The organism is Pseudomonas sp. 05N431 (genome assembly GCF_056397005.1).
In genome coordinates this window covers 214,047-237,905 of the sequence record NZ_JBFTMN010000005.1, presented here as the reverse complement: position 1 = coordinate 237,905, position 23,859 = coordinate 214,047, and the positions used below count along the sequence as shown (strand labels likewise).

Genomic DNA, 23,859 nt, shown 5'->3' with positions numbered 1-23,859 from the left:
TGTCCTTCGGTTCCCGGTCAATTTTTCGCAGTGCTGAACTGCACGAGTTATGTGAGTCGGAGGTTTTTTCGTATGACCACTTCTTTGCAACCTGCTTATGCTCTGGTCCCAGGCGCGAACCTGGAGGCTTATGTGCATACGGTGAACAGCATTCCATTGCTGACACCGGAGCAGGAGCGTGAACTGGCCGAGAGTCTCTACTATGAGCAGGATTTGGGGGCGGCTCGGCAGATGGTGCTCGCCCACCTGCGTTTTGTTGTACATATTGCCCGTAGCTATTCCGGCTACGGCCTGGCCCAGGCTGACTTGATTCAGGAAGGCAACGTTGGCCTGATGAAAGCGGTCAAGCGTTTCAACCCGGAAATGGGCGTGCGTCTGGTGTCCTTTGCAGTGCACTGGATCAAGGCTGAAATCCACGAATTCATCCTGCGCAACTGGCGTATCGTCAAGGTCGCCACGACCAAGGCCCAGCGCAAACTGTTCTTCAACCTGCGTAGCCAGAAGAAGCGTCTGGCGTGGTTGAACAACGAGGAAGTCCATCGCGTGGCTGAAAGCCTCGGCGTAGAGCCGCGGGAAGTTCGCGAGATGGAAAGCCGCCTGACCGGCCATGACATGGCCTTCGACCCGGCCGCCGAAGCGGACGACGACAGCGCTTTCCAGTCGCCGGCCAACTATCTGGAAGACCACCGGTACGACCCGGCCCGTCAACTGGAAGATGCCGACTGGACCGACAACTCCACCCACAACCTGCACGAAGCGCTGGAAGTGCTGGACGACCGCAGCCGCGACATCCTCTATCAGCGCTGGCTGGCAGAAGAAAAAGCCACGCTGCACGACCTGGCGCAGAAGTACAACGTGTCGGCCGAGCGTATTCGTCAGCTCGAGAAGAGCGCGATGAACAAGCTCAAGCTGTCGATTGCTGCTTAAGCGGTAACGCAATAAAAAACGCCCCGATCATTGATCGGGGCGTTTTTGTTTGTGCCCAATAATCCTGCCTCACACCGGCCCTTGTGGGGGCGAGCTTGCTCGCGATGACGTCGGGTCAGTCGATATGAGTACTGAATGATCAACCGCTATCGCGAGCAAGCCCGCTCCCACAGGAGATCTTCAGTGTTCAGAAGATTGTGATCGACTATTGAGCCCAAGGTGCCCGGCGCGAAGCGTTGAGTCCGGTCAGGTAGCTGTCGCCACCCAACTGGCTCATTTGCTGCCGAATCCAGCTCGCACGTCGCAGTACATAAGGGCTCGGATGGCCGGCGCTCCAGACTCGCGGGTTTGGCAGTACCGCGGCCAGCAAACTGGCTTGCTGACGGCTCAGCGACCGGGCGCTCACACCAAAGTGATGCCGGGCAGCCGCTTCGGCGCCAAACACGCCGTCATCCCATTCCACACTGTTGAGGTACACCTCAAGAATCCGCTGCTTGGGCCAGAACACTTCGATCAGTCCGGTAAACCAGGCTTCCAGCCCTTTGCGCAGCCAGCTGCGGCCGGACCACAGGAACAGGTTCTTCGAGACTTGCTGGCTCAAGGTGCTGGCGCCACGGATCGAGCCGCCGAGTTCGTTGTGCGCCAGAGCAGCCTGAATCGCGCCGAAGTCAAAACCCCAGTGCTCGGGGAATTTCTGGTCCTCGCCAGCCATCACCGCGACCTTCAGGTCATCGGAGATGTTGTCCCACGGCTGCCAGTTGCGCTGCACGTCGATAGGCTCGCCATCGACCCAGGATTCGATCTTGCGCTCGACCATCAGCGCCGTCCCCGGAGGCGGAACGACGCGAAACACCAGCACCAGCAACACGCTGCCACAGGCGAACCAGAGCAGGGCTTTTGTAAAACGTCGGAACAATAAACGCAGCATAGAGATGGCTTGGCCGAACCCGTCGAGCGGGCCATTATACAGACCCTGCCTGATGATTCTGACTGGAGTTCCTTATGCTGCGTGGCTTTCTGATGCTGGCCGCTTTCTTCGGCTTCACCGGCGTGGGGCTGGGCGCGTTTGCCGCTCATGGCCTGAAAGATCGCCTGAGTGCCGAATACCTGGCGATTTTCCACACCGGCGTCACCTACCAACTGGTGCACACCCTGGCGCTGTTGGGCGTAGCACTGCTGGCCGCGCAGATTCCCGGTCGTTTGATCACCTGGGCCGGCGTATCATTTGCCATCGGCATCCTGTTGTTTTCCGGCAGCCTGTACCTGCTGACCCTGACCGGTGTCAGCAAGCTGGGCATCGTGACGCCGTTCGGCGGATTGGCATTCCTCGTGGGCTGGCTGTGCCTGGGGATAGCCGCCTGGCGCTTGAGCTGACTTAAGAGTCCGTTTCAAGACGAATGGCTTGGGTCGACCTGACTGATCGGGCTAGAATGCTGGCCCCTAAAAATGATGGCGGCATCCGGCATGCGCATTCAGTTGAACGGCGAATCCCTTGAACTGCCCGACGGTGAAACCGTTGCGGCCCTGCTGACCCGTTTGGAACTGACCGGACGCCGGGTGGCGGTCGAACTCAATCTGGATATCGTCCCGCGCAGCCAGCACGCAGAAACTACTTTGAACGACGGTGACTCGGTCGAAGTTGTGCATGCCATCGGCGGCGGCTAGTAGCCAGCAGGCGATTCCCGTCCCCACACGCATTCTGCAAGAGCCTCACCCCAACAGAGGATTTCCGATGAGCAACGTTCGCAGCGACAAGCCTTTCGTCCTGGCCGGTCGTACTTACCAGTCGCGTTTGCTGGTAGGTACCGGCAAGTACCGTGACATGGAAGAAACCCGCCTGGCCATCGAAGCCTCGGGTGCCGAGATCGTCACCTTCGCCGTGCGCCGTACCAACCTTGGCCAGAACGCGGGCGAACCGAACCTGCTCGAAGTCCTGTCGCCGGATCGCTACACCTTCCTGCCGAACACCGCCGGGTGCTTCGACGCTACCGAGGCTGTGCGCACCTGCCGCCTGGCCCGTGAGCTGCTCGGCGGCCACAACCTGGTGAAGCTGGAAGTGTTGGCGGACCAGAAAACCCTGTTCCCTAACGTGATCGAAACCCTCAAGGCCGCCGAAGTGCTGGTCAAGGAAGGTTTCGACGTGATGGTCTACACCAGCGATGACCCGATCATTGCCCGTCAACTGGCGGAAATCGGCTGCATCGCAGTCATGCCGCTGGCCGGTCTGATCGGCACGGGCCTGGGGATCTGCAACCCGTACAACCTGCAGATCATCCTCGAAGAAGCCAAGATCCCGGTGTTGGTGGATGCCGGCGTCGGCACCGCTTCCGACGCGACGATCGCCATGGAACTGGGTTGCGAAGCGGTGCTGATGAACTCGGCCATCGCCCACGCCCAGCAGCCGATCATGATGGCTGAAGCCATGAAACACGCCATTGTTGCAGGTCGTCTGGCGTACCTCGCCGGGCGCATGCCGAAAAAACTCTATGCCAGCGCTTCCTCGCCGCTGGATGGTCTGATCAAGTAAGAGCCATTGATGACTGAATCGAACGACACGCCTATCCAGACGGAAGCAGGCGAAGAGCGCCAACACCGCCGCATCAAGAGTTTCGTGATGCGCGCCGGGCGCATGACCGAAGGCCAGCAGCGCGGCCTGGACCAGGGCGCGCCGCTGTTCGTCCTGCCGCTGGCCGACGCGCCGGTGGACTTCGACCAGGTGTTTGGTCGCTCGGCACCACGCTCGCTGGAAATCGGTTTCGGCATGGGCCATTCGCTGCTGGAAATGGCCGCGGCTTCGCCGGATCAGGATTTCATCGGCGTTGAAGTGCACCGTCCAGGTGTCGGCGCGTTGCTCAATGGCGTGCTGACTCAAGGCCTGACCAACCTGCGGGTCTACGATTGCGATGCGATCGAAGTGCTCAACCGTTGCGTGGCCGATAACAGCCTCGATCGCCTGATGCTGTTTTTCCCGGACCCATGGCACAAGAGCCGTCACCACAAGCGTCGTATCGTTCAGGCATCGTTCGCGGAGCTGGTACGCAGCAAGTTGAAAGTCGGCGGTGTGCTGCACATGGCCACCGACTGGGAGCCGTATGCCGAATACATGCTGGAAGTGATGAACGTCGCGCCGGGCTACCGCAACCTCGCCGAAGACGGCAAGTGCGTACCACGCCCGGCCGAGCGCCCGATCACCAAGTTCGAACGCCGCGGCGAACGTCTTGGGCATGGCGTGTGGGATTTGAAGTTCGAGAAACTGGCTTAAGCCTTTACACAACCTAATGTGGGAGCGGGCTTGCTCGCGAAGAGGTCATAACATTCAACATCTCTGTTGACTGTTACACCGCCTTCGCGAGCAAGCCCGCTCCCACAGTTGTTTTGTGTCTGGCCGAAATTTAGCGGCGGTCTGCGACGACGCCGATCAATACCAGCACCACCAGCAACACCGGCGCCAGGCTGTAGTTGTTGAACTGGCTCAAGCCGCGAACGATCCACGGCGTGGCGTAGATCAGAGCGGCGCCACTGCCGATCATGCACACCAGGGCCATCAACGGGACGCGCAAGGCGCCGGCGATGCTGCCCAGGCGTTGATCGATCCAGCCTTTGATGTCGGCGCCAAACAGCACCAGCAGGCAGCCCACCAGCGCCAGGGCGATTTCCGACAGGTTGCTACGGCTCCAGCGGGACACGGTGGCAAGCAGATCGAGTACCAAATCCATTCGATTTCCTTAAGTCAGAAAATTCTGCAGCAAGTCATTGAGGAATAGTTGTCCGCGCATCGTCGCCGCCAGACGTGACGGTTCGACCTGCAGCAAGCCACTTTGTTCGGCCTCGCGGCGGCCTTGCGCAAGGCTTTCCAGTGTCAGTCCGGTACGCTCTGGATACAGGCGCGCCTCGACACCCTCGGTCAGGCGCAGGGCATTCATCAGGAACTCGAACGGCAGCTCTTCGTTGGTCAGGGCTTTCTCACCCGCCTGAAAGCTTTTTGCCGGGTTGAGGTAGTCCTTCGGCAAGCGAGTCTTCCAAGTGCGGACAATGCGTCCATCTGGATGGCTGAGCTTGCCGTGAGCTCCGGCGCCGATACCGATGAAGTCGCCAAAACTCCAGTAATTGAGGTTATGCCGCGCCGGACGACCGGGCAGAGCATAGGCCGACACTTCGTATTGGGCGTAACCGTGTTCGGCCAACAGCGCCTGACCAGCCTCCTGAATGTCCCACAGGGTGTCATCTTCCGGCAGGGTTGGCGGCTGATTCCAGAACACCGTGTTCGGCTCCAGCGTCAACTGATACCAGGACAGATGAGTCGGCTTCAGCGCGATGGCTTGGCGCAGGTCGTCCAGCGCATCGTCCAGGGACTGATCGGGCAAACCGTGCATCAGGTCCAGGTTGAAGTTATCGAACCCGGCCTGACGGGCCATGCCGGCAGCGCGAATCGCTTCATCGCCGTTATGGATTCGGCCCAGGGCCTTGAGTTTCTCTTGCTGGAAGCTCTGGATACCGATCGACAGGCGATTGATGCCCAAGGCGCGGTAAGCGACGAACTTTTCCTGTTCGAAGGTCCCGGGGTTGGCTTCCAGAGTGATTTCGATATCGCTGGCAAACCGGATTCGCTGCTCCACACCTTTGAGCAAACGGCCCAACGCTTGCGCGCTGAACAGGCTCGGTGTGCCGCCGCCGAAGAAGATCGAGCTCAGCTCACGGCCGTAAACCGCGTGCAAGTCTTGATCGAGGTCAGCGAGCAGGGCGTCGACATACTCTTCTTCCGGCAGCACGGGGCTTGCGGTGTGGGAGTTGAAGTCGCAATAAGGGCATTTGCGTACGCACCACGGAATGTGGATGTACAGCGCCAGGGGCGGCAGCACCGGCAGGGACGCCCGAGGCGATTGCGCGCCGCCGTATATCAGCGGCGACGCGGATGAGTCGTGGGTCATTTCAGGCTCAGGCGTTGGCGCAGCAAATCCATTGCACGGGCGCGGTGGCTGAGCTGGTTTTTCTCGGCCGGGCTCAATTCTGCACTGGAGCAATCGCGCTCCGGCACCCAGAACAGCGGATCGTAGCCAAAACCGTGTTCACCGCTGGCTTCGGTCAGGATGCGCCCGTGCCACAAGCCTTCGCAGAGAATCGGCAGCGGATCATCGGCGTGGCGCACCAGCGCCAGCACGCACACAAACTGCGCACCGCGTTCGGCTTCGGGGACGTCTTTCAGCACGTCAAGCAGCTTGGCGTTGTTTGCTGCATCGCCCTGGCCATCGGCATAGCGCGCCGAGTAGATACCCGGCGCGCCGCCGAGGAAGTCCACCGCCAGCCCCGAATCATCGGCCAGTGCCGGCAAACCGGAAATGCGCGAGGCATTGCGGGCCTTGAGGATGGCGTTTTCGACGAACGACAGGCCGGTTTCTTCAGGCTCGACGCTGCTGAACTCGCCAATCGAGCGCAGGCGCACCGAGTCGCCGAGCATGGCCTGGAGTTCTTTGAGTTTGCCGGCGTTATGGCTGGCCAATACGAGTTGCGTGAAATTGATCATTCGCCGGGGAAGAGCTCTTGGTTGAAATTGATGGTGTTGATCTTGTCGCCGGTCTGCACCTTGATTTCGAAGGTGCGGACTTCCTGCTGATCCACCGGGAACTGGGCGATGTAGTAGACCGCCCCGGTTTCTGTGATCTGTTTGAACTTCAGCGGGACGCTTTGACTGGTCAGGTCTTTCACTGTACCACTGACCTGGGCGATGACCGGTTTGTTGGCCTTGATCACCGACACATTGATCACGCCCTGATTCTTGCTGCGGATCAGTTCGGCGTTTTTGGCGATGTCCGGCGTCAGGTAGGTGGAATTGAAGGTGTTGTAGTGCACCGTCACGTCACCGAAGGTTTCCTGGCGCTCGCCTTTGATCGGTTCAGCGGCCATGGCGCTGACGCTCAGGCAGGCTGTTAATAGAAACAGGGCTAGACGACCCATGATCGCTCTCCTCGAAAAACCTCGTTAAACCGCTACCTGGTGATCCTGCAGGCCAGGACTGCTGACGCGGTAGATGCCAATCTCACCTAATAGATTAGGCCATAGCTTACTGGCCCACCCGTGTCGGTGTTGTTGATCGACGGCAAGCCGATCGATGACCTTGGCTTCACGTTCGCGGCACAGCGCCTCAAAGTCTGCAAAGGTGCAGAAGTGGATGTTCGGCGTGTTGTACCAGGTGTACGGCAAAAACTCCGAAACCGGCATCCGGCCCTTGCTTGCCAGGTACCAGCGGCAGCGCCAGTGACCGAAGTTGGGGAAGGTGATGATGCACTGGCGACCGACCCGCAGCATCTCGTCGAGGATCTTGTCCGGGTAATGCACGGCCTGCAGGGCCTGGGTCATCACCACGATATCGAAGCTGTTGCTGGCGAAGTTTCCCAGGCCCTTGTCCAGGTCCTGCTCGATGACGTTGATGCCCTTGGCCACGCATTCGGCGATGTTGTCCGCATCGTTTTCCAGCCCGTAGCCGGTCACTTGCTTGTTATCGCGCAGCCAGGTCAGCAGCTCGCCGTCACCGCAACCGAGGTCGAGCACGCGGCTGCCGGCGGGGATCCATTCCTGGATGATTTCCAGATCGGCTCTCATGTCTTCCTCAAAGCGAAATTCGGTTCATGTAATTGCGAAACGCCTGCAAGTAGCGCGGGATCGGAATCAGGAAGGCGTCGTGGCCTTGCGGAGCATCGATCTCCAGATAGCAAACGTCTTTCTTGGCCGCCATCAGCGCGTCGACCAGTTCCCGCGACCGGGCCGGGGAGAAGCGCCAGTCGGTGGTGAAGGACATCACGCAGAACTTGGCTTTGGCACCGGCGAAGGTTTTCGCCAGGTTATCGTCGAAGTTCGCTGCCGGATCGAAGTAGTCCAGCGCTTTGGTCATCAGCAGGTAGGTGTTGGCGTCGAAACGCCCAGAGAATTCTTCGCCCTGATAACGCAGGTAGCTTTCGACCTGGAACTCGACGCTGTGGAAGTCGTAGTTGAGCTTTTCGCTCTTCAGGCCACGGCCGAATTTCTCGCCCATGGAATCGTCCGACAGGTAGGTGATGTGCCCGACCATCCGCGCGAGCATCAGCCCGCGCTTGGGGATCACGCCCGCTTCCTGGAACGACCCGCCATGGAACTCCGGGTCGGTGAGGATCGCCTGGCGCGCCACTTCGTTGAAGGCGATGTTCTGCGCCGAGAGTTTCGGCGCCGAGGCAATGGCCAGGCAGTGACGGATGCGATCAGGGTAGGTAATGCTCCACTGCATCGCCTGCATGCCGCCCAGGCTGCCGCCGATCACGGCGGCCCACTGCTTGATGCCGATCCGGTCCGCCAGACGCGCCTGGCTGTGCACCCAGTCTTCCACGGTCAGCACCGGGAAGTCGGCACCGAACGGCTTGCCGGTGTCCGGGTTGATGCTGCTCGGGCCGGTAGAACCGTTGCAGCCGCCGAGGTTGTTCAGGCTGACCACGAAGAACTTGTTGGTGTCGATCGGTTTTCCCGGGCCTATGCAGCTGTCCCACCAACCGGGTTTACGGTCTTCGGTACTGTGATAACCGGCAGCGTGATGGTGACCGGACAAGGCATGGCATATCAGCACGGCGTTGCTCGCCGTGGCGTTCAGCGTGCCGTAGGTTTCATAGATCAGGTCATAGGCTGGCAACGAGCGGCCGCAGGCAAGGGCCAGGGGCTCGCTGAAGTGCGCCACTTGCGGCGTCACCAGACCAACAGAATCGGCGGGAAAGGCAGTTGGCATCGACCCTGCTCTCGTTGAAATGAGGCGTAAGTCTAATGAGCAGGGCCCCCAGCGGCAAGCAAAGGCCGGGCCTGATTTCATTCAGTTCCACCGAGGTGCCGCCATCGCGAGCAAGCTCGCTCCCACATTGGAATGCAATCCCCTGTGGGAGCGAGCTTGCTCGCGATAAACGATAACGCGGTCAGCCTGCCGGGCGCACCAACCCCGGCAACTCTGGAAGCTTCTTTGGCGAGCTGATCCGAACCCGCTTCTGCCGGTTCAGCTCGCCGCTGATCAGGCTCACCTGGCTCTTGGACACGCCAAACGCCTTGGCCAGAAACGCCATCAGGTAGGCATTGGCCTTGCCTTCGACCGGCGGGGCGGTCAGACGGATCTTCAGCCGATCACCATGCAGCCCGCAGAAATCATCGCTGCGGGCCGCCGGTTGCAGGTGACATTCGAGGATCAGGTCGTCCCCGTCCCAGCGAAACCAACTCATTCACAAAGGCCTGGGTCAGATCAGCAGACGCAGGATTTCCGGCATCATGGTCATGGCGGCGAGGTTGTTGATCACCAGCATGTCCAGCAGCTTGAGCACCATGAACGCCAGGATCGGCGAGATATCCAGGCCGCCCATGCTTGGCAGGATCCGGCGGAACGGTGCCAGGGCCGGCTCGCAGATCTGGTTGACCAGCTCGGCGCCCGGGTTATGACTGCCCGGGGCGACCCAGGAGAGGATCACGCTGATGATCAGGGCAAAGAAGAAGATCTTCAGGAACAGCGCGGTCACGCCGATGATCGACCAGATCAGCAGTTGCAGCGGGTTACCGGTGGTGCCGTAGGTCAGTAGCAGGGTCAGGGCCATCAACGCCAGTTGCACCACGATGGCCAGCACCAGCGACGACATGTCCAGGCCGAACAGGCTCGGAATGATCCGGCGCAGAGGCTTGAGCAGCGGTTGAGTGGCGCGGACGGCGAATTGGCAGAGCGGGTTGTAGAAGTTGGCGCGCACCAGTTGCAGCACAAAGCGCAGCAACACAATCAGCAGGTACAGGCTGCCAAGGGTTTGCAGCACGTACACCGCTGCAGTGTTCAATCCAATCATGTATGGCTCCTTATTGACCCAATTGTTCGGCCATCTCGGCCGAGCGGTGTGCGGCAGCACCCAGTGCTTTTTCGACCAGTGCTTCGAAGCCACCGGCCTGGAAGGTCTTGATCGCGGCTTCGGTGGTGCCTGCTGGCGAGGTCACGCGACGGCGTAGCTCAGCGGCGTCGACGTCACTGGCGACGGCCATGTGCGCGGCGCCCAGCGCGGTTTGCAGGGTCAGTTGGGCGGCGATGTCCCGTGGCAGGCCAAGTTTCTCGCCCGCAGCGGTCATGGCTTCGATCAGCAGGAAGAAGTACGCAGGGCCTGAGCCGGAAACGGCGGTGACTGCGTCCAGTTGCTGCTCTTCGTTCAGCCACAGGGCGATGCCAACGGCTGACAGTAGGTCCTGGGCCTGCTGACGCTGTTCGGCAGTCACTTGGGTCGTGGCGTACAAACCGCTGACGCCCTGACGCAGCAGCGCCGGGGTGTTGGGCATGCAGCGCACGATCGGCTGAGCGCCGAGCCAGTTGTTCATGCTGGCGCAGGTGATCCCGGCGGCAATCGACACCACCAGTTGATTCGGCGTCAGGCTTGGACGCAGCGCTTCACACACGGCTTTCATCGCCTGGGGCTTGACCGCCAGTACGACCACGTCTGCGCCTTGAACCGCTTCTGCGTTGTCGGCGAACGTTTCGATGCCGTGTTCGGCGGTGACCCGTGCGCGGGTTTCAGCGCCCGGGTCGCTGGCGCGGATCTGCGCAGCGTCCAGACCTTTGGCACGCAGGCCGCCGATCAGGCTGGCGGCCATGTTTCCGGCACCGATAAAGGCAATTCGTGTCTTGCTCATGTCAGGTCCTTATAGAGGGGTAAGTCAGCCACGTTACGGCTGACCGTAGTCGCGGGCACCAAAGAGGGCTGTACCGATACGCACCCAGGTGGCGCCCATGGCGATGGCCGACTCCAGGTCGTGGCTCATGCCCATGGAAAGTGTGTCGAGTGGCAGATTCAGGCTGGCTTGCAGCTTTTGTACGGTCGCAAAGGCTGCGTCCTGAGCGGCGCGATCTTCAGTCGGCTCGGGAATAGCCATCAAACCGCGCAGTTTCAACCGCGGCAACGCGCTGATGGCACTGGCCAGTGCCGGCAGGTCGGCCGGGGTGCAACCGGATTTACTGGCTTCACCGCTGACATTGACCTGAATGCAGATGTTCAAGGGCGGCAGCTCGGCAGGACGCTGTTCGGACAGGCGTTGTGCGATTTTCAAGCGATCCACGGAATGCACCCAGGCGAAGTTCTCGGCGATAGCACGCGTCTTGTTCGATTGAATGGGGCCGATGAAGTGCCAGATCAAGGGCAGGTCGGCCAATTCGAGCTGTTTGCCCAGAGCCTCCTGCAGATAGTTCTCGCCAAAGTCGTGCACGCCGGCGGCGTAGGCTTCACGCACGGCATCGCTGGGCTTGGTCTTGCTCACGGCCAGCAGGCGGACGCTGTGCTCGGCACGTTGCGCGGCTTGCTCCGCTGCGCGGATACGCGCAGCTACCAAGGCTATGTTGTCTGCTATCGTGGACATTCAAGGGACGCCGGCAGTCTGAGGTTTGCGGCATTCTACTGGAATTGGGGAGTGCTATGGATATCACTGAACTGCTGGCGTTCAGCGCCAAACAAGGGGCTTCCGACTTGCACCTGTCTGCGGGGCTGCCGCCGATGATCCGGGTGGATGGCGATGTGCGGCGGATCAACCTGCCGGCGCTGGATGACAAGCAGGTGCGCGAGCTGATCTACGCGATCATGAACGACAAGCAGCGGGTGGAGTTCGAGCAGGCGCTGGAGACCGACTTTTCCTTCGACGCGCCGGGTGTGGCGCGCTTTCGAGTCAATGCGTTCAATCAGTATCGCGGCCCGGGTGCGGTGTTCCGGACCATCCCCTCGAAAATCCAGAGCATGGAAGATCTGGGCATGGGGGATGTGTTTCGCCGTATTGCCGAGGTCTCGCGCGGGCTGGTACTGGTCACCGGGCCGACAGGTTCCGGTAAATCGACCACCCAGGCGGCGATGATCGATTACCTGAACAGCCACCGGCATCACCATATCCTCACCATCGAAGACCCTATCGAATTCCTCCATGAGTCACGCAAATGCCTGATCAATCAGCGTGAAGTGCACCGCGATACACGCAGTTTCGCTACGGCGTTGCGTTCGGCATTGCGCGAGGACCCGGATGTGATCCTGGTGGGGGAGATGCGTGATCTGGAAACCATCCGCCTGGCGCTGACGGCGGCCGAGACCGGGCATCTGGTCTTCGGCACCCTGCACACCAACTCGGCGGCGAAAACCATTGATCGGGTGGTGGACGTGTTTCCGGGTGACGAGAAATCGATGGTGCGTTCGATGCTCTCGGAGTCATTGCAGGCAGTGATATCCCAGAGCCTCATCAAGAAAATCGGTGGTGGCCGGGTGGCGGCCCACGAAATCATGCTTGGCACCTCGGCGATCCGTAACCTGATCCGCGAAGACAAGATTGCGCAGATGTACTCGTCGATTCAGACCGGGGCATCGCAGGGGATGCAGACGCTGGATATGAGCTTGAAGGATCTGGTGAACAAAGGCCTGATCACTCGCGAGCATGCGCGGGAGAGGGCGCGGTCACCGGATAATTTCTGAGGGGGGGTGAATGGATCGCTCCCACGCTCTGCGTGGGAATGCCGCAATGGACGCTCTGCGTCCGTTGTTGAGGCTGTGACGCGGAGCGTCACGGGCTGCATTCCCACGCAGGAGCGTGGGAACGATCATCAGGCTGGATCAGCGCTGAGCGAGGCGCAGGGTTTTCGATTCTTTCGTTTCAACCCGCTTGGCAACCACGTAATGGCTTTCCCAGTACGGTTTCTTCAGGGTGTCGATGGTCACCGACTTGCCACGACGCGGGGCGTGGATGAAGCGGTCGTTGCCCAGGTAAATGGCGACGTGGTTGACCTTGCGGCTCTTGATATTGAAGAAAATCAGGTCGCCCGGCTTCAAGTCCTTGCGATCGACTTTCTGTCCGTGACCGGCAGCCATGGCATTCGAGGTGCGTGGCAGATCAGCTGCACCCACACCATTGAAGGCGTATTTCACCAGCCCGCTGCAATCGAAGCCTTTACTTGGGCTACTGCCGCCCCAACGATAAGGAGTGCCAAGCACGTTTACCGCACGGCTCAGTACATTGCTGCTTTGTTTGGCCCCCATCGGCGGGACCGGTTTGCTGTCGGCCTTGCTCAGATGAGTCAGACCTTTTACCGCGTGTTTGTTTTTGCTGGTGACAGCAGAAACATGAGATTTTGGGGTGTAACCATTAACGTTCGGAAGACGTTGCTCACGATTGGTGGCGTGGGCGGCCAGAGGCATTAATAGGCAAATGGTTAGCCATGTCTTGAAAAATGGACGCATTAGGCAAGGCTCTATGTAGGTAAGCGCGCAACTTTATAACAGCTTTTTTGTCCTTTCCGAGGCCGTTGGTCGATTCAACCCGGGGGTCAACTGCAGCAAAGAAGCGGCAAATGGACTCAATTGTCGGACAGAAGTCAGGTGTTACAAGGCTTTGACGGGAGACAAGGTAGCATCTGCCACACGTCGGGCGCCTGTAAAAAAGTCACAAAGAATTCAAGAATATTTATCTATCGAGGCAAATGAGGGAACCCATGAACACCTATCGTCAGGATGTTTCACACCAGGACACCCACAGCAAGGTGATCGGTTACCTGCTGTGGATTTTCGGTTTTACCGGCTCTCACCGCTTCTATTACGGCAAGCCGGTGACCGGTACGATCTGGTTTTTCACCTTCGGGTTGCTGGGCATTGGCTGGCTGATCGATCTGTTCCTGATCCCGGCCATGGACCGTGAAGCGGACCTGCGTTTTACCGCCGGCCCTATCGAGTACAACATTGCCTGGATCCTGCTGACCTTCCTGGGTGTGTTCGGTCTGCACCGCATGTACCAAGGCAAGTGGCTGACGGGCCTGCTGTACCTGGTGACCGGCGGGTTGTTCTTCCTGGGCGTGCTGTATGACTTCTGGACATTGAATGACCAGATATCCGTGCGTAACGCGCAGAACAGAGGCACCTTCCAGTAAGCCATCGCGAGCAAGCTCGCTCCCACACTGGATTTGTGGTGTTTCACAAATCCTCGGCAAAACGCCGAACTAATGTGGGAGCGAGCTTGCTCGCGATGGAGGCGACTCGGTTTTACGCCTGGTGGGTGATCCGTCCGTCCACCAGGGTGTAGCGCACCACGCCCGGCAGGCTATGGCCGAGGAACGGGCAGTTTTCGCCCTTTGACAGCCAGTGCTCACCGGCTACGGTGGAGGCGGTTGGGTCGAACACCACCAGATCCGCCGGAGCGCCCACCGCCAGCTTGCCTACCGGCAGACGCAGGGCATCGGCCGGACCGGCACTCAGGCGTGCCAGCAGCGTCGGCAGGTCGAGCAAGCCGTCTTCCACCAGCGTCAGGGCCAGCGGCAGTAGCAGTTCAACGCTGCTGATGCCCGGCTCGGTCGCGCCGAACGGTGCCAGCTTGGCGTCGCGCTCGTGCGGCTGGTGATGGCTGGAGATGGCTTGAACCACACCCGACTTCACGGCAGCGCGCAGGCCGTCGCGGTCAGCGCGGGTGCGCAGCGGCGGCTGGACGTGGTACAGGCTGTTGAAGTCGATCAGCGCCTCGTCGGTGAGGATCAACTGATACAGCGCCACATCGGCCGTCACCTTCATGCCGCGGGCCTGAGCCTGAGCGATCAATGCCACGCCACGGGCGCTGGTGAGCTGACTGAAGTGCGCACGCACGCCGGTTTGTTCGACCAGCAACAGATCACGGGCCAGGGCCACGGTTTCAGCGGTTTCGGGAATCCCCGGCAAGCCGAGGAAACTCGCGGTCGGGCCTTCGTGAGCCAGGCCACCTTCGGCCAGGTCATGATCCTGCGAATGGAAGATCACCGTCAGGTCGAACGTCGCCGCGTATTCCAGCGCCCGGCACAGGGTCCGGGTGTTGCGGAAACTCTCCAGGCCATTGCCGAATGCGATGCAGCCGGCATCGCGCAGGGCAATCAGTTCCGCCAGCTGTTCGCCTTCCAGGCCTTTGCTCAGGGCGCCAATCGGGAACACCTTGGCATTCCCGGCTTCGCGGGCGCGGTCGAGGATCAGTTCGGCCACGGCGGAGGTGTCCAGCACCGGTTTGGTCCGTGGCGGGCAGCACAGGCTGGTGACACCGCCAGCCGCAGCGGCGCGGGTTTCACTGGCAATCGTGCCTTTGCGGCTGTAACCCGGTTCGCGCAGGGCGACGTTCAGGTCGACCAGGCCGGGAGCAACCACCAGACCTTTGGCCTCGATGGTCTCGACAGCGACGAAGCCGGCTGGCGCGGCGCCAATCGCGACGATCTTGCAGGCTTCGATGTGAATATCGGTGACTTGATCCAGGCCGCTGCTTGGATCGATGACGCGTGCGCCGAGAATGCTGAGCTTCACTGGGCCTTCTCCTGCTCGAATTGGCGCTGGGCAGTCTGCCCGCTCATGGCCATGGACAACACGGCCATACGAATGGCGATCCCGTAGGTCACCTGGTTGAGAATCACCGAGTGCGGACCGTCGGCCACCGCCGATTCGATCTCGACACCCCGGTTGATTGGGCCCGGGTGCATGACGATGGCATCCGGTTTGGCGCCGGCCAGGCGCGCAGTGGTCAGGCCGAACAGGCGATAGAACTCGCCCTCGCTCGGCAGCAGGCCGCCGGTCATGCGCTCACGCTGCAGACGCAGCATGATCACCACGTCGACGTCCTTCAGGCCCTCGGTCATGTCGGTGTAGACCTTCACGCCGTACTGCTCGATACCGATCGGCAGCAGGGTTTTCGGCGCGATCACGCGGATGTCCGGGCAGCCGAGGGTTTTCAGCGCGAGCATGTTCGAGCGCGCAACCCGCGAGTGCAGGATGTCGCCGACGATGGCCACCGAAAGGTTTTCAAAGCTGCCTTTGTGCCGACGGATGGTCAGCATGTCGAGCATACCCTGGGTCGGGTGGGCGTGACGGCCGTCACCACCGTTGATGATCGCCACCTGTGGGCACACATGTTCGGCGATGAAGTGCGCAGCGCCAGAGTCACCGTGGCGCACCACGAACATGTCGGCGGCCATGGCTTCAAGGTTGCGTAGGGTGTCGAGCAGGGTTTCGCCCTTGCTCGCCGACGACGTCGACACGTTCAGGGTGATTACGTCCGCCGACAGCCGCTGGGCCGCCAGTTCGAAGGTGGTACGGGTGCGGGTGGAGTTTTCGAAAAACACGTTGCACACGGTCTTGCCGCGCAGCAGCGGGACTTTCTTGACCGCCCGGGCGCCGACTTCAAGGAACGAGTCGGCGGTGTCGAGGATTTCCGTCAGCAGCTCGCGGCGCAGGCCATCGAGCGAGAGGAAGTGGCGCAGCTGGCCCTGATCATTGAGCTGCAGCGGGCGCTTGGTGTCTAAAGGCGTCATCGCAATGGACTCTTTAAAAGGGCGAATTAAAGGGCGAGGTCTTGCAGTTCGAGTTGCAGCGGGTCGGGGCCGGTCAGCTTGACCCGTTCGTGGGCCGCCAGTGTCAGGGTGGCGCCGACCACGTTCGGCCGGATCGGCAGCTCCCCGGCATCGAGGTCGAGCAAGCACACGAGAGTGATGCTGGCCGGGCGGCCGTAATCAAAGAGTTCGTTCATGGCGGCGCGGATGGTCCGACCGCTCATCAGTACGTCGTCGATCAGCACCAGGTGCTGGCCTTCGATTTCGAACGGCAGTGCCGAAGGGCGCACCTGCGGGTGCAGGCCGCTCTGGCTGAAGTCGTCGCGGTAGAAGGAAACGTCCAGCGTGCCCAGTGGCGCGTCGCTGCCAAGCTCTTCAAGCAAGGCCTGGGCGACCCACACACCACCGGTGCGAATGCCGATGAAACGCGGTTCGCTGATGTCACGGTGTTCAAGATGGGCCTTGAGACGGACCGCCATTTGGCTGATCAGTTCGGCGGGATTGGGCAGGCTCATGGTTGCTCCTTCATGGGCCCGAGCGCGCTGCGTGTACAGTGTGGCTCGGGTTGTAGCGAAGAGAGGCACTGCGGCGCCTCTTCAGGATTCGGCGTTTTCAGGATTCGAACAGTGCAGTGTTTTCGTCGAGCCAGCCTTGCAGCAGCAGGGCGGCGGCGATGGCGTCAACCGGGTTGTCGCGGTAACTGCCTTTCTGCCCGCCCTGTGCCCGCCGTTCACCTTTGGCCTCAAAGGTGGTCAGACGTTCATCGTGGGTATAGAAGGGCAGGTTGTAGCGGCCATTCAGGCGGCGGGCGAACTTTTCGGCCCGCAAGCACATGTCACTGGGCGTGCCGTCCATGTTCAGCGGCAGGCCGACCACCACAGCGTCGGGTTTCCATTCCTTGATCAGGGCTTCGACCTGATTCCAGTCAGGAATGCCGTTTTGCGCTTTCAAGGTGCAGAGCTCACGGGCCTGGCCGGTAATCACCTGGCCGACCGCAACGCCGATCTGTTTGGTGCCGTAGTCAAAACCCAGAATCAGACGCAAGGCCATCAGGCGTGTCCCGCCTGGCTGGTCAGCAGGCTGAGGTTGATGCCCAGGCGCTTGGCAGCCGCTTCCAGGCGCAATTCACTGCTGGTGTTGAACAGGATGTCGGCATCGAACGGGCAGGTCAGCCAGGCATTGTCGGCCAGCTCGGTCTCCAGCTGCCCGGCTTCCCAGCCAGCGTAACCGAGGGCGATCAGGCTTTTGCTCGGGCCAACGCCGTCCGCAATGGCAAACAGCACGTCCTGGGAGGTGGACAGCGCCAGGCCATCCAGTTCGACCGTTGCCTGATATGTCGAGCCGACCGGGTGCAGGACAAAGCCGCGATCGGTCTGCACCGGGCCGCCAGTGAAAATCGGCACGTGCTGGCACAGCGGCGGTGGTTCGATGTCAGGGCGCAATTGCTCGAGAATATCCGCCAGGCTCAGGTCTTGTGGGCGGTTGATGATCAACCCCATGGCACCATTGGCCGTGTGCTCGACGATGTAGGTCAAGGTGTGCGCAAAGTTCGGGTCGGCCATGTGAGGCATGGCGATCAGGAAGTGATGCTTGAGGTAGCTCGGGCTGACGTTCTTCATAGGCGCTAGTGTGGCGTTGGAGGGGCAAACTGACAAGCTGGGGATGCGCAGGAAATACCCTTATTCCAGCGGGCAACCCAGATCAAATGTGGGAGCGAGCTTGCTCGCGATGACAATTTCACATTCAGCGTTAATGCCGGCTGCAATGCCGCCATCGCGAGCAAGCTCGCTCCCACAGGGGTTCTGTGGTGATCAGTTACTGGAAAGCTTGTCTCCGCGCGCAAATTTCCATGTGCGAATGATTTCCAGCCGGTCGATATCCGACAGATCGCCGGTAAACGGCGCAAACGGTGCAGCCAGGCGGACGATGCGCTGCGCGGCTTGATCCAGCAGCGGCTGGCCGGAGGATTCCAGCACCAGCACTTCATACAGCGAGCCGTCGTGGTTGATCGAGACCATCAGTCGTAAGTTGCCATAGATCTGCTTGCGCCGGGCTTCTTCGGGGTAGTTCAAATTACCGATACGCTCGACCTTCTTGCGCCATTCGTCCTTATACCAGGCGCCCTTGTCGCGCATGGTCGAGGCGGCGCTCAGGCGGTGGATGCGCGGGCGCTTGGCATACAACTGTTGTTCGTTGGCCAGCTCCGCTTCCAGGCTGGCGATGTCGCTGGACAGCTGTGAGCTGTCGAATGTCGGTGTCACGGCCTTGGGCGTCGGCTCGGCCTTGACCTCTTGTTTCTTGGCCACGGCTTTCTTTGGCGCGGGTGCGATAGTGGTCACGGCGGCTTTCGGCGCGGCTTCCTCTACCTGGGGTTTGACCGATGGCGGGGGCGAGATTTTTTGTACCTTGTTGTCCTGGAATGGTGCGATCTCGGTGGTCTTGGGGATCGCTTTTTTATCCAGGGTGCCGCTGCCTTGCTGGTTTTCCTGGGCGAGGAAATCGGCTTTTGCCGGCTTCTTTTCGCTTTTGAAGGTGGCGAGGGTGATTTCCAGGGTTCTGCTGATCTGCTTGGGTTCGACAAAGGTGAACCCGATGCCCAACAGCAAGGCCAGGTGAATCAGCGCCGCAAGAAACAGGGTAAAACCGAGGCGATCGGCCGGGCGCACGCCACGGTGGGCGAGTTCGGGAGGCAGATCGGACGGAAGTGTCATAACAAGAAAACCAACATCGCGTTTTTCACAGGCCGGGCATGATAACGCAATGTTGGTCGTAACTTGGGTGTTCTATATCAACGCGCTTTAAGCTTCTGATCGATGGCAGCCATCAGCATTTCGCCGATGTTCGTGCCAAAAGCGTTGTCGATCTCGCGAATACAGGTCGGACTGGTGACGTTGATTTCGGTCAGGTGCTCGCCGATTACGTCGAGGCCGACGAACAGCAAGCCCTTTTCACGCAGGGTCGGGCCGACCTGTGCGGCGATCCAGCGGTCCTTGTCGGTCAGCGGGCGTGCTTCGCCACGACCGCCGGCGGCCAGGTTGCCTCGGGTTTCGCCAGCGGCCGGAATCCGCGCCAGGCAGTAATCCACCGGTTCGCCATCGATCATCAGGATGCGCTTGTCGCCGTCCTTGATCGCCGGCAGGTAACCCTGCGCCATGATCTGCTGTTTGCCGTGCTGAGTCAGGGTTTCGAGGATCACCGACAGGTTCGGATGGCCCTTGGTGTGACGGAAGATCGACGCACCCCCCATGCCGTCCAGCGGCTTGAGAATCACATCACCATGATGATCGGCGAAATCGCGCAGTACATCGGGACGGCGGCTGACCACGGTCGGCGGCGTGCACTGCGGGAACAGTGTGGCGAACAGTTTTTCATTGCAGTCGCGCAGGCTCTGCGGCTTGTTGACCACCAGCACGCCCGCGCGCTCGGCTTGCTCCAGCAAGTAGGTGGAGTAAACGAACTCCATGTCGAACGGCGGATCCTTGCGCATCAGGATCACGTCCAGATCGCTCAGCAGCGCGTCGGTTTCGGCTTCCAGTTCGAACCATTTTTCCGGATTGGCGAAGACTTTCAAAGGACGCATCCGCGCCCGGGCTTCACCTTCGGCCTGGTACAGATCGCGCTGTTCCATATAGAACAGCGTCCAGCCGCGCGCCTGGGCGGCCAACAGCATGGCCAGCGAGCTATCCTTTTTATAGGAAATGCTGGCGATAGGGTCCATGACAATCCCGACGCGAACGCTCATGGGTTTTTCCTCGAAATTTGGGTGGTCGAAGCGACATGAAAAAGTGGCGTCAGAGTGGCGCCCAGTGTGTTCCCGGTCAAGGAAAAACCACCTCGAAGGTTGCTCGATAGATTGGATTTGGAGACTGTGCTAAAAAGGCTGCCATATCGTTCTGGCCCTTGAGCATCAAGGGTTTCGGGCCCTCGGTAAGCCGCAAACGACAATTTGATTCGCAAAGGCGACGGTAGAGCAGATATGGAACAGCATTCCAGCGCCTTGAAGGTCATGGTGATCGACGATTCGAAAACGATTCGCCGTACCGCCGAAACGTTGTTGAAAAACGTAGGCTGTGAGGTCATCACGGCCATCGATGGTTTCGATGCCCTGGCCAAGATTGCCGACAATCATCCCGGCATCATCTTTGTCGACATCATGATGCCGCGTCTGGATGGCTATCAGACCTGCGCGTTGATCAAGAACAACAGCGCGTTCAAGTCCACGCCAGTGATTATGCTGTCGTCCAAGGACGGGTTGTTCGACAAGGCCAAGGGGCGCATCGTCGGCTCCGACCAGTTTTTGACCAAGCCTTTCAGCAAGGAAGAACTGCTGAGTGCGATCCAGGCCCATGTACCGGGCTTTGCCGTTGTTTCGCCGCAGTAAGACACGCACAGTGACGCTCGGCCAGCGGGCCCGGCGTCTACAAGAATGGGGAAGACCATGGCACGTATTCTGATCGTCGATGATTCGCCGACCGAAATGTACAAACTGACCGGCATGCTGGAAAAGCACGGTCACGAAGTGTTGAAAGCCGAAAACGGCGCAGACGGTGTGGCACTGGCCCGCCAGGAAAAACCCGACGCGGTGCTGATGGACATCGTCATGCCCGGCCTCAACGGTTTCCAGGCCACCCGCCAGCTGACCAAAGACCCGGAAACCGGGCACATCCCGGTGATCATCATCACCACCAAGGATCAGGAAACCGACAAGGTCTGGGGCACCCGCCAGGGCGCCAGGGACTACCTCACCAAGCCGGTGGAAGAAGACACCCTGATCAAGACCCTGAACAACGTGCTGGCAGGCTGACGGCCGACCCATGGCCGAGTCGCTGACCGCCTTCGAGCTGCTGCTGCAGATCGATCAGCGCTGCCGCCTGCTGGCGGCGGACCTGCCTTCGCAGCAAACCCGCAATCACGGCTGGAGCGGGATCGGCTTTCGCCTCGGCGAGCGCTGGTACGTGGCGCCGATGGGCGAGGTCAGCGAGGTGTTGCACGAGCCGCGTCTGACTCAGTTGCCGGGGGTCAAGTCGTGGGTCAGGGGCGTGGGTAACCTGCGCGGACGACTGTTGCCGGTCATGGACCTGTGCAGTTTCCTCGGGATTGAGTTGTCTGCGCTGCGCAAACAGCGGCGCGTACTGGTCGTTGAGTATAAAGAGCTGTTCGTCGGGTTGATGGTCGATGAGGTGCTCGGCATGCAGCACTTCAATCAGGCCAGTTTCGAGCCGGCATCACTGGACGCTCAGGGTGGTGCGGCGGGACTTTTCATAAAGGGACAGTTCGAACGCGAGCAACGGTGGCAGGTCTTCAGCCCGTTTTCCCTGGTGCAGTCCCCACGGTTCATGGATGTAGCCCTGTAAACACGACGGACGGGTTGGCACTATCCCTGTAGCAGCTGCCGAAGGCTGCGTTCGAGTGCGGAGCACTCGCAAAACCAGGCACCGCAGAGTGTCAGGTTGAAAAGGTTGGCAGGATTTACGACCGCTTCGCGGCCGGACGCAGGCTTCGCCAGCTGCTACGGATCGCGATCTTTTAGGCGAGGATCGATGATAAAAGCAAATACAGGCAAGGCTACGGAAGGGTCGCGCAGTCGTGCACAGATCATTGTGCTGTTCATGGCGCTGATCGTGTTCATCGTGTTGCTGTTCGCCAACTTCGCTTACCTCAATACCCAGGCCTCCTACGACAAGCAGTACATCGGTCACGCCGGAGAGCTGCGCGTGCTGTCCCAGCGCATTGCCAAAAACGCCACTGAAGCGGCGGCCGGCAAAGCGGCGGCGTTCAAGCTGCTGAGTGATTCGCGTAACGACTTCGCCCAACGCTGGGGTTACTTGAAAAAAGGTGACCCGACCACCGGTCTGCCACCAGCACCCCACGCAGTGCACGCCGAAATGCGCGCGGTGCAACTGGACTGGGAGCGCCTGCTGAAAAATACCGACGCGATCCTTTCCAGCGAACAGACTGTGTTGTCGCTGCATCAGGTCGCCGCGACCCTGGCCGAGACCGTGCCGCAGTTGCAGGTCGAGTACGAAAAAGTCGTCGAAATCCTGCTCCAGCGCGGCGCACCTGCTGCTCAGGTCGCCATGGCTCAGCGCCAGTCGTTGCTGGCCGAACGGATCCTGGGCGCGGTCAACACGGTGCTCGTCGGCGACGAAAATGCCCAACAGGCGGCCGACGCCTTTGGCCGTGATGCGGCGCGCTTCGGTCAGGTGCTCAACGGCATGCTCCAGGGCAATCCGTCCCTGAAGATCAGCGAGGTCGAAGACCATGACGCGCGTGCCCGGCTGACCGAGATTTCCGAGCTGTTCGAGTTCGTTTCGGGCTCGGTCGACGAGATCCTCGAAACCTCGCCTGAACTGTTCAAGGTCCGCGAGTCGGCGGGCAACATCTTCAACTTGTCGCAGACCTTGCTCGATGAAGCCTCGCACCTGGCCAACGGCTTCGAAAACATGGTGGGCGGGCGTTCGACCGACACCATCGGCGGTTACGTGCTGGGCTTGCTGGCGCTGATGTCAATCATCCTGATCGGCCTGGTGATGGTTCGTGAAACCAATCGCCAGTTGCGGGAAACCGCCGAGAAGAACGAACGTAACCAGAACGCGATCATGCGCTTGCTCGACGAGATCGAAGACCTCGCCGATGGCGACCTGACGGTCACGGCATCGGTCACCGAAGACTTCACCGGGACCATCGCCGACTCGATCAATTACTCGGTCGATCAGCTGCGCGATCTGGTCGCGACCATCAACCTGACCGCCGGCCAGGTCGCTGCCGCAGTGCAGGAAACCCAGGCGACCGCGATGCACCTGGCCCAGGCCTCGGAGCATCAGGCCCAGCAGATTTCCGAAGCTTCGACAGCGATCAACGAAATGGCCCAGTCCATCGATCAGGTCTCGGCCAATGCCGCCGAGTCGTCCGCCGTTGCCGAGCGCTCGGTGGAGATCGCCAACAAGGGCAACGAGGTGGTGCACAACACCATTCACGGCATGGACAATATCCGTGAGCAGATTCAGGACACGGCCAAGCGGATCAAGCGTCTGGGCGAGTCGTCCCAGGAAATCGGCGACATCGTCAGCCTGATCGACGACATTGCCGACCAGACCAACATTCTCGCGCTGAACGCCGCCATCCAGGCCTCCATGGCCGGTGACGCCGGACGTGGTTTTGCGGTGGTTGCCGATGAAGTCCAGCGGCTGGCGGAGCGCTCGTCGGCGGCCACCCGACAAATTGAAACTCTGGTGCGGGCGATCCAGACTGACACCAATGAAGCGGTGATTTCCATGGAGCAGACCACCACCGAAGTGGTGCGTGGCGCGCGACTGGCGCAGGATGCGGGGGTGGCCCTGGAAGAAATCGAAGGCGTATCGAAAACGCTCGCAGCGTTGATCCAGAGTATTTCCAACGCGGCGCAGCAACAGACGTCTTCGGCGGGTCAGATATCCTTGACGATGAACGTGATCCAGCAGATCACCACGCAGACCTCGTCGGGCTCCACGGCCACTGCCGAGAGCATCGGCAACCTGGCGAAGATGGCCAGCCAGCTGCGGCGTTCGGTGTCTGGTTTCACCTTGCCGGCGGTGCCTGAGCGCAGCGCCGACAAGGCTTGAACGATGCCTGCTGGA

General features: G+C 60.5%; 30 protein-coding genes. 11 read left to right on the top strand and 19 right to left on the bottom strand.

What is annotated here, in order from left to right; translation table 11 throughout:
• Nucleotides 1-72 precede the first annotated feature (72 nt).
• Nucleotides 73-927 (top strand): RNA polymerase sigma factor RpoH, encoded by an 855-nt coding sequence (gene rpoH, locus AC1DIG_RS11860; protein ID WP_019694095.1) that lies wholly within the window; start codon nt 73-75, stop codon nt 925-927.
• Between the two features lie 205 nt (nt 928-1,132).
• Here rpoH and mtgA read toward each other — a convergent pair whose 3' ends face one another.
• Complete coding sequence (gene mtgA / locus AC1DIG_RS11855) at nt 1,133-1,855, bottom strand: monofunctional biosynthetic peptidoglycan transglycosylase (protein WP_477767455.1); 723 nt, start codon at nt 1,853-1,855, stop codon at nt 1,133-1,135.
• Between the two features lie 74 nt (nt 1,856-1,929).
• Here mtgA and AC1DIG_RS11850 point away from each other — a divergent pair, with 74 nt between their 5' ends.
• From AC1DIG_RS11850 to trmB, 4 genes are all read left to right on the top strand, one after another.
• Nucleotides 1,930-2,301, top strand: a complete 372-nt coding sequence (locus AC1DIG_RS11850; protein ID WP_145014304.1) for a DUF423 domain-containing protein — start codon at nt 1,930-1,932, stop codon at nt 2,299-2,301.
• Between the two features lie 90 nt (nt 2,302-2,391).
• The gene (thiS, locus tag AC1DIG_RS11845; RefSeq protein WP_007897898.1) at nt 2,392-2,592 is read left to right on the top strand and encodes a sulfur carrier protein ThiS; all 201 of its coding nucleotides are present in this window, start codon (nt 2,392-2,394) and stop codon (nt 2,590-2,592) included.
• A 67-nt stretch (nt 2,593-2,659) separates the two neighbouring features.
• The gene (locus AC1DIG_RS11840) at nt 2,660-3,454 is read left to right on the top strand and encodes a thiazole synthase (protein WP_427531908.1); all 795 of its coding nucleotides are present in this window, start codon (nt 2,660-2,662) and stop codon (nt 3,452-3,454) included.
• 9 nt (nt 3,455-3,463) lie between these two features.
• Entirely contained in the window at nt 3,464-4,189 is a 726-nt protein-coding gene (gene trmB, locus AC1DIG_RS11835; protein WP_477767454.1) for a tRNA (guanosine(46)-N7)-methyltransferase TrmB, read from the top strand.
• A 130-nt stretch (nt 4,190-4,319) separates the two neighbouring features.
• Here the strand turns inward: trmB and AC1DIG_RS11830 are convergent, their stop codons facing one another.
• The 10 genes from AC1DIG_RS11830 to AC1DIG_RS11785 all read right to left on the bottom strand — a co-directional run bounded on the left by AC1DIG_RS11830 (nt 4,320) and on the right by AC1DIG_RS11785 (nt 11,304).
• Nucleotides 4,320-4,643, bottom strand: a complete 324-nt coding sequence (locus tag AC1DIG_RS11830) for a DUF3392 domain-containing protein (protein ID WP_054594469.1) — start codon at nt 4,641-4,643, stop codon at nt 4,320-4,322.
• A 9-nt stretch (nt 4,644-4,652) separates the two neighbouring features.
• Nucleotides 4,653-5,855 (bottom strand): radical SAM family heme chaperone HemW, encoded by a 1,203-nt coding sequence (gene hemW, locus AC1DIG_RS11825; RefSeq protein ID WP_477767453.1) that lies wholly within the window; start codon nt 5,853-5,855, stop codon nt 4,653-4,655.
• On the bottom strand, nt 5,852-6,448 hold the full coding sequence (gene rdgB / locus AC1DIG_RS11820; RefSeq protein WP_477767452.1) for an RdgB/HAM1 family non-canonical purine NTP pyrophosphatase: 597 nt from the start codon (nt 6,446-6,448) through the stop codon (nt 5,852-5,854). The genes hemW and rdgB overlap by 4 nt, the downstream gene beginning before the upstream one ends.
• A complete protein-coding gene (locus tag AC1DIG_RS11815) occupies nt 6,445-6,879 on the bottom strand; it encodes a DUF4426 domain-containing protein (RefSeq protein ID WP_477767451.1) in 435 nt (144 codons plus the stop codon). The genes rdgB and AC1DIG_RS11815 overlap by 4 nt, the downstream gene beginning before the upstream one ends.
• A gap of 24 nt (nt 6,880-6,903) precedes the next feature.
• Complete coding sequence (metW, locus tag AC1DIG_RS11810; protein ID WP_054594465.1) at nt 6,904-7,524, bottom strand: methionine biosynthesis protein MetW; 621 nt, start codon at nt 7,522-7,524, stop codon at nt 6,904-6,906.
• Between the two features lie 7 nt (nt 7,525-7,531).
• Nucleotides 7,532-8,671, bottom strand: coding sequence for a homoserine O-succinyltransferase MetX (gene metX / locus AC1DIG_RS11805; protein ID WP_477767450.1), 1,140 nt, complete (start codon nt 8,669-8,671; stop codon nt 7,532-7,534).
• Between the two features lie 181 nt (nt 8,672-8,852).
• Nucleotides 8,853-9,149 (bottom strand): DUF167 domain-containing protein, encoded by a 297-nt coding sequence (locus AC1DIG_RS11800; RefSeq protein ID WP_477767449.1) that lies wholly within the window; start codon nt 9,147-9,149, stop codon nt 8,853-8,855.
• 15 nt (nt 9,150-9,164) lie between these two features.
• Entirely contained in the window at nt 9,165-9,755 is a 591-nt protein-coding gene (locus AC1DIG_RS11795; RefSeq protein WP_477767448.1) for a YggT family protein, read from the bottom strand.
• A 10-nt stretch (nt 9,756-9,765) separates the two neighbouring features.
• Nucleotides 9,766-10,584 (bottom strand): pyrroline-5-carboxylate reductase, encoded by an 819-nt coding sequence (proC, locus tag AC1DIG_RS11790; protein WP_477767447.1) that lies wholly within the window; start codon nt 10,582-10,584, stop codon nt 9,766-9,768.
• Nucleotides 10,585-10,617: 33 nt separating this feature from the next.
• Entirely contained in the window at nt 10,618-11,304 is a 687-nt protein-coding gene (locus AC1DIG_RS11785; protein WP_477767446.1) for a YggS family pyridoxal phosphate-dependent enzyme, read from the bottom strand.
• A gap of 56 nt (nt 11,305-11,360) precedes the next feature.
• Between AC1DIG_RS11785 and AC1DIG_RS11780 the strand changes: the two genes are divergently transcribed.
• Nucleotides 11,361-12,395 (top strand): type IV pilus twitching motility protein PilT, encoded by a 1,035-nt coding sequence (locus tag AC1DIG_RS11780; RefSeq protein WP_477767445.1) that lies wholly within the window; start codon nt 11,361-11,363, stop codon nt 12,393-12,395.
• A gap of 138 nt (nt 12,396-12,533) precedes the next feature.
• Here the strand turns inward: AC1DIG_RS11780 and AC1DIG_RS11775 are convergent, their stop codons facing one another.
• The gene (locus AC1DIG_RS11775; RefSeq protein ID WP_054594458.1) at nt 12,534-13,157 is read right to left on the bottom strand and encodes a C40 family peptidase; all 624 of its coding nucleotides are present in this window, start codon (nt 13,155-13,157) and stop codon (nt 12,534-12,536) included.
• Between the two features lie 251 nt (nt 13,158-13,408).
• On the opposite strand from AC1DIG_RS11775, the gene AC1DIG_RS11770 reads away from it, so the two are divergent.
• Nucleotides 13,409-13,840: an NINE protein gene (locus AC1DIG_RS11770; RefSeq protein ID WP_477767444.1), complete on the top strand. Its 432-nt coding sequence runs from the start codon at nt 13,409-13,411 to the stop codon at nt 13,838-13,840.
• A gap of 112 nt (nt 13,841-13,952) precedes the next feature.
• Here the strand turns inward: AC1DIG_RS11770 and AC1DIG_RS11765 are convergent, their stop codons facing one another.
• The 7 genes from AC1DIG_RS11765 to gshB form a co-directional block, all read right to left on the bottom strand.
• Nucleotides 13,953-15,224: a dihydroorotase gene (locus tag AC1DIG_RS11765; protein WP_477767443.1), complete on the bottom strand. Its 1,272-nt coding sequence runs from the start codon at nt 15,222-15,224 to the stop codon at nt 13,953-13,955.
• Nucleotides 15,221-16,225, bottom strand: a complete 1,005-nt coding sequence (locus AC1DIG_RS11760) for an aspartate carbamoyltransferase catalytic subunit (protein WP_019694074.1) — start codon at nt 16,223-16,225, stop codon at nt 15,221-15,223. Before AC1DIG_RS11760 ends, AC1DIG_RS11765 begins: the two co-directional genes overlap by 4 nt.
• A gap of 26 nt (nt 16,226-16,251) precedes the next feature.
• Complete coding sequence (pyrR, locus tag AC1DIG_RS11755) at nt 16,252-16,758, bottom strand: bifunctional pyr operon transcriptional regulator/uracil phosphoribosyltransferase PyrR (RefSeq protein WP_477767442.1); 507 nt, start codon at nt 16,756-16,758, stop codon at nt 16,252-16,254.
• A gap of 97 nt (nt 16,759-16,855) precedes the next feature.
• On the bottom strand, nt 16,856-17,293 hold the full coding sequence (gene ruvX, locus AC1DIG_RS11750; protein ID WP_054594455.1) for a Holliday junction resolvase RuvX: 438 nt from the start codon (nt 17,291-17,293) through the stop codon (nt 16,856-16,858).
• On the bottom strand, nt 17,293-17,862 hold the full coding sequence (locus tag AC1DIG_RS11745; RefSeq protein ID WP_477767441.1) for a YqgE/AlgH family protein: 570 nt from the start codon (nt 17,860-17,862) through the stop codon (nt 17,293-17,295). The genes ruvX and AC1DIG_RS11745 overlap by 1 nt, the downstream gene beginning before the upstream one ends.
• A 192-nt stretch (nt 17,863-18,054) precedes the next feature.
• Nucleotides 18,055-18,954: an energy transducer TonB gene (locus tag AC1DIG_RS11740; RefSeq protein WP_103316759.1), complete on the bottom strand. Its 900-nt coding sequence runs from the start codon at nt 18,952-18,954 to the stop codon at nt 18,055-18,057.
• A gap of 77 nt (nt 18,955-19,031) precedes the next feature.
• A complete protein-coding gene (gene gshB / locus AC1DIG_RS11735) occupies nt 19,032-19,985 on the bottom strand; it encodes a glutathione synthase (RefSeq protein WP_103316756.1) in 954 nt (317 codons plus the stop codon).
• 234 nt (nt 19,986-20,219) lie between these two features.
• Here gshB and pilG point away from each other — a divergent pair, with 234 nt between their 5' ends.
• The 4 genes from pilG (at nt 20,220) to AC1DIG_RS11715 (ending at nt 23,844) form a co-directional block, all read left to right on the top strand.
• On the top strand, nt 20,220-20,624 hold the full coding sequence (gene pilG / locus AC1DIG_RS11730) for a twitching motility response regulator PilG (RefSeq protein ID WP_103316754.1): 405 nt from the start codon (nt 20,220-20,222) through the stop codon (nt 20,622-20,624).
• Between the two features lie 57 nt (nt 20,625-20,681).
• Nucleotides 20,682-21,047 (top strand): twitching motility response regulator PilH, encoded by a 366-nt coding sequence (pilH, locus tag AC1DIG_RS11725; protein ID WP_019694067.1) that lies wholly within the window; start codon nt 20,682-20,684, stop codon nt 21,045-21,047.
• Nucleotides 21,048-21,057: 10 nt separating this feature from the next.
• A complete protein-coding gene (locus AC1DIG_RS11720) occupies nt 21,058-21,597 on the top strand; it encodes a chemotaxis protein CheW (protein ID WP_477767440.1) in 540 nt (179 codons plus the stop codon).
• Between the two features lie 186 nt (nt 21,598-21,783).
• Complete coding sequence (locus AC1DIG_RS11715; protein ID WP_054594449.1) at nt 21,784-23,844, top strand: methyl-accepting chemotaxis protein; 2,061 nt, start codon at nt 21,784-21,786, stop codon at nt 23,842-23,844.
• Nucleotides 23,845-23,859 lie beyond the last annotated feature (15 nt).

What these genes read in the sequence shown, in the direction of transcription:
- rpoH (WP_019694095.1), top strand. Translation starts at nt 73, where the DNA reads ATGACCACTTCTTTGCAACCTGCTTATGCTCTGGTCCCAGGCGCGAAC.
- mtgA (WP_477767455.1), bottom strand. Translation starts at nt 1,855, where the DNA reads ATGCTGCGTTTATTGTTCCGACGTTTTACAAAAGCCCTGCTCTGGTTC.
- AC1DIG_RS11850 (WP_145014304.1), top strand. Translation starts at nt 1,930, where the DNA reads ATGCTGCGTGGCTTTCTGATGCTGGCCGCTTTCTTCGGCTTCACCGGC.
- thiS (WP_007897898.1), top strand. Translation starts at nt 2,392, where the DNA reads ATGCGCATTCAGTTGAACGGCGAATCCCTTGAACTGCCCGACGGTGAA.
- AC1DIG_RS11840 (WP_427531908.1), top strand. Translation starts at nt 2,660, where the DNA reads ATGAGCAACGTTCGCAGCGACAAGCCTTTCGTCCTGGCCGGTCGTACT.
- trmB (WP_477767454.1), top strand. Translation starts at nt 3,464, where the DNA reads ATGACTGAATCGAACGACACGCCTATCCAGACGGAAGCAGGCGAAGAG.
- AC1DIG_RS11830 (WP_054594469.1), bottom strand. Translation starts at nt 4,643, where the DNA reads ATGGATTTGGTACTCGATCTGCTTGCCACCGTGTCCCGCTGGAGCCGT.
- hemW (WP_477767453.1), bottom strand. Translation starts at nt 5,855, where the DNA reads ATGACCCACGACTCATCCGCGTCGCCGCTGATATACGGCGGCGCGCAA.
- rdgB (WP_477767452.1), bottom strand. Translation starts at nt 6,448, where the DNA reads ATGATCAATTTCACGCAACTCGTATTGGCCAGCCATAACGCCGGCAAA.
- AC1DIG_RS11815 (WP_477767451.1), bottom strand. Translation starts at nt 6,879, where the DNA reads ATGGGTCGTCTAGCCCTGTTTCTATTAACAGCCTGCCTGAGCGTCAGC.
- metW (WP_054594465.1), bottom strand. Translation starts at nt 7,524, where the DNA reads ATGAGAGCCGATCTGGAAATCATCCAGGAATGGATCCCCGCCGGCAGC.
- metX (WP_477767450.1), bottom strand. Translation starts at nt 8,671, where the DNA reads ATGCCAACTGCCTTTCCCGCCGATTCTGTTGGTCTGGTGACGCCGCAA.
- AC1DIG_RS11800 (WP_477767449.1), bottom strand. Translation starts at nt 9,149, where the DNA reads ATGAGTTGGTTTCGCTGGGACGGGGACGACCTGATCCTCGAATGTCAC.
- AC1DIG_RS11795 (WP_477767448.1), bottom strand. Translation starts at nt 9,755, where the DNA reads ATGATTGGATTGAACACTGCAGCGGTGTACGTGCTGCAAACCCTTGGC.
- proC (WP_477767447.1), bottom strand. Translation starts at nt 10,584, where the DNA reads ATGAGCAAGACACGAATTGCCTTTATCGGTGCCGGAAACATGGCCGCC.
- AC1DIG_RS11785 (WP_477767446.1), bottom strand. Translation starts at nt 11,304, where the DNA reads ATGTCCACGATAGCAGACAACATAGCCTTGGTAGCTGCGCGTATCCGC.
- AC1DIG_RS11780 (WP_477767445.1), top strand. Translation starts at nt 11,361, where the DNA reads ATGGATATCACTGAACTGCTGGCGTTCAGCGCCAAACAAGGGGCTTCC.
- AC1DIG_RS11775 (WP_054594458.1), bottom strand. Translation starts at nt 13,157, where the DNA reads ATGCGTCCATTTTTCAAGACATGGCTAACCATTTGCCTATTAATGCCT.
- AC1DIG_RS11770 (WP_477767444.1), top strand. Translation starts at nt 13,409, where the DNA reads ATGAACACCTATCGTCAGGATGTTTCACACCAGGACACCCACAGCAAG.
- AC1DIG_RS11760 (WP_019694074.1), bottom strand. Translation starts at nt 16,225, where the DNA reads ATGACGCCTTTAGACACCAAGCGCCCGCTGCAGCTCAATGATCAGGGC.
- pyrR (WP_477767442.1), bottom strand. Translation starts at nt 16,758, where the DNA reads ATGAGCCTGCCCAATCCCGCCGAACTGATCAGCCAAATGGCGGTCCGT.
- ruvX (WP_054594455.1), bottom strand. Translation starts at nt 17,293, where the DNA reads ATGGCCTTGCGTCTGATTCTGGGTTTTGACTACGGCACCAAACAGATC.
- AC1DIG_RS11745 (WP_477767441.1), bottom strand. Translation starts at nt 17,862, where the DNA reads ATGAAGAACGTCAGCCCGAGCTACCTCAAGCATCACTTCCTGATCGCC.
- AC1DIG_RS11740 (WP_103316759.1), bottom strand. Translation starts at nt 18,954, where the DNA reads ATGACACTTCCGTCCGATCTGCCTCCCGAACTCGCCCACCGTGGCGTG.
- gshB (WP_103316756.1), bottom strand. Translation starts at nt 19,985, where the DNA reads ATGAGCGTTCGCGTCGGGATTGTCATGGACCCTATCGCCAGCATTTCC.
- pilG (WP_103316754.1), top strand. Translation starts at nt 20,220, where the DNA reads ATGGAACAGCATTCCAGCGCCTTGAAGGTCATGGTGATCGACGATTCG.
- pilH (WP_019694067.1), top strand. Translation starts at nt 20,682, where the DNA reads ATGGCACGTATTCTGATCGTCGATGATTCGCCGACCGAAATGTACAAA.
- AC1DIG_RS11720 (WP_477767440.1), top strand. Translation starts at nt 21,058, where the DNA reads ATGGCCGAGTCGCTGACCGCCTTCGAGCTGCTGCTGCAGATCGATCAG.
- AC1DIG_RS11715 (WP_054594449.1), top strand. Translation starts at nt 21,784, where the DNA reads ATGATAAAAGCAAATACAGGCAAGGCTACGGAAGGGTCGCGCAGTCGT.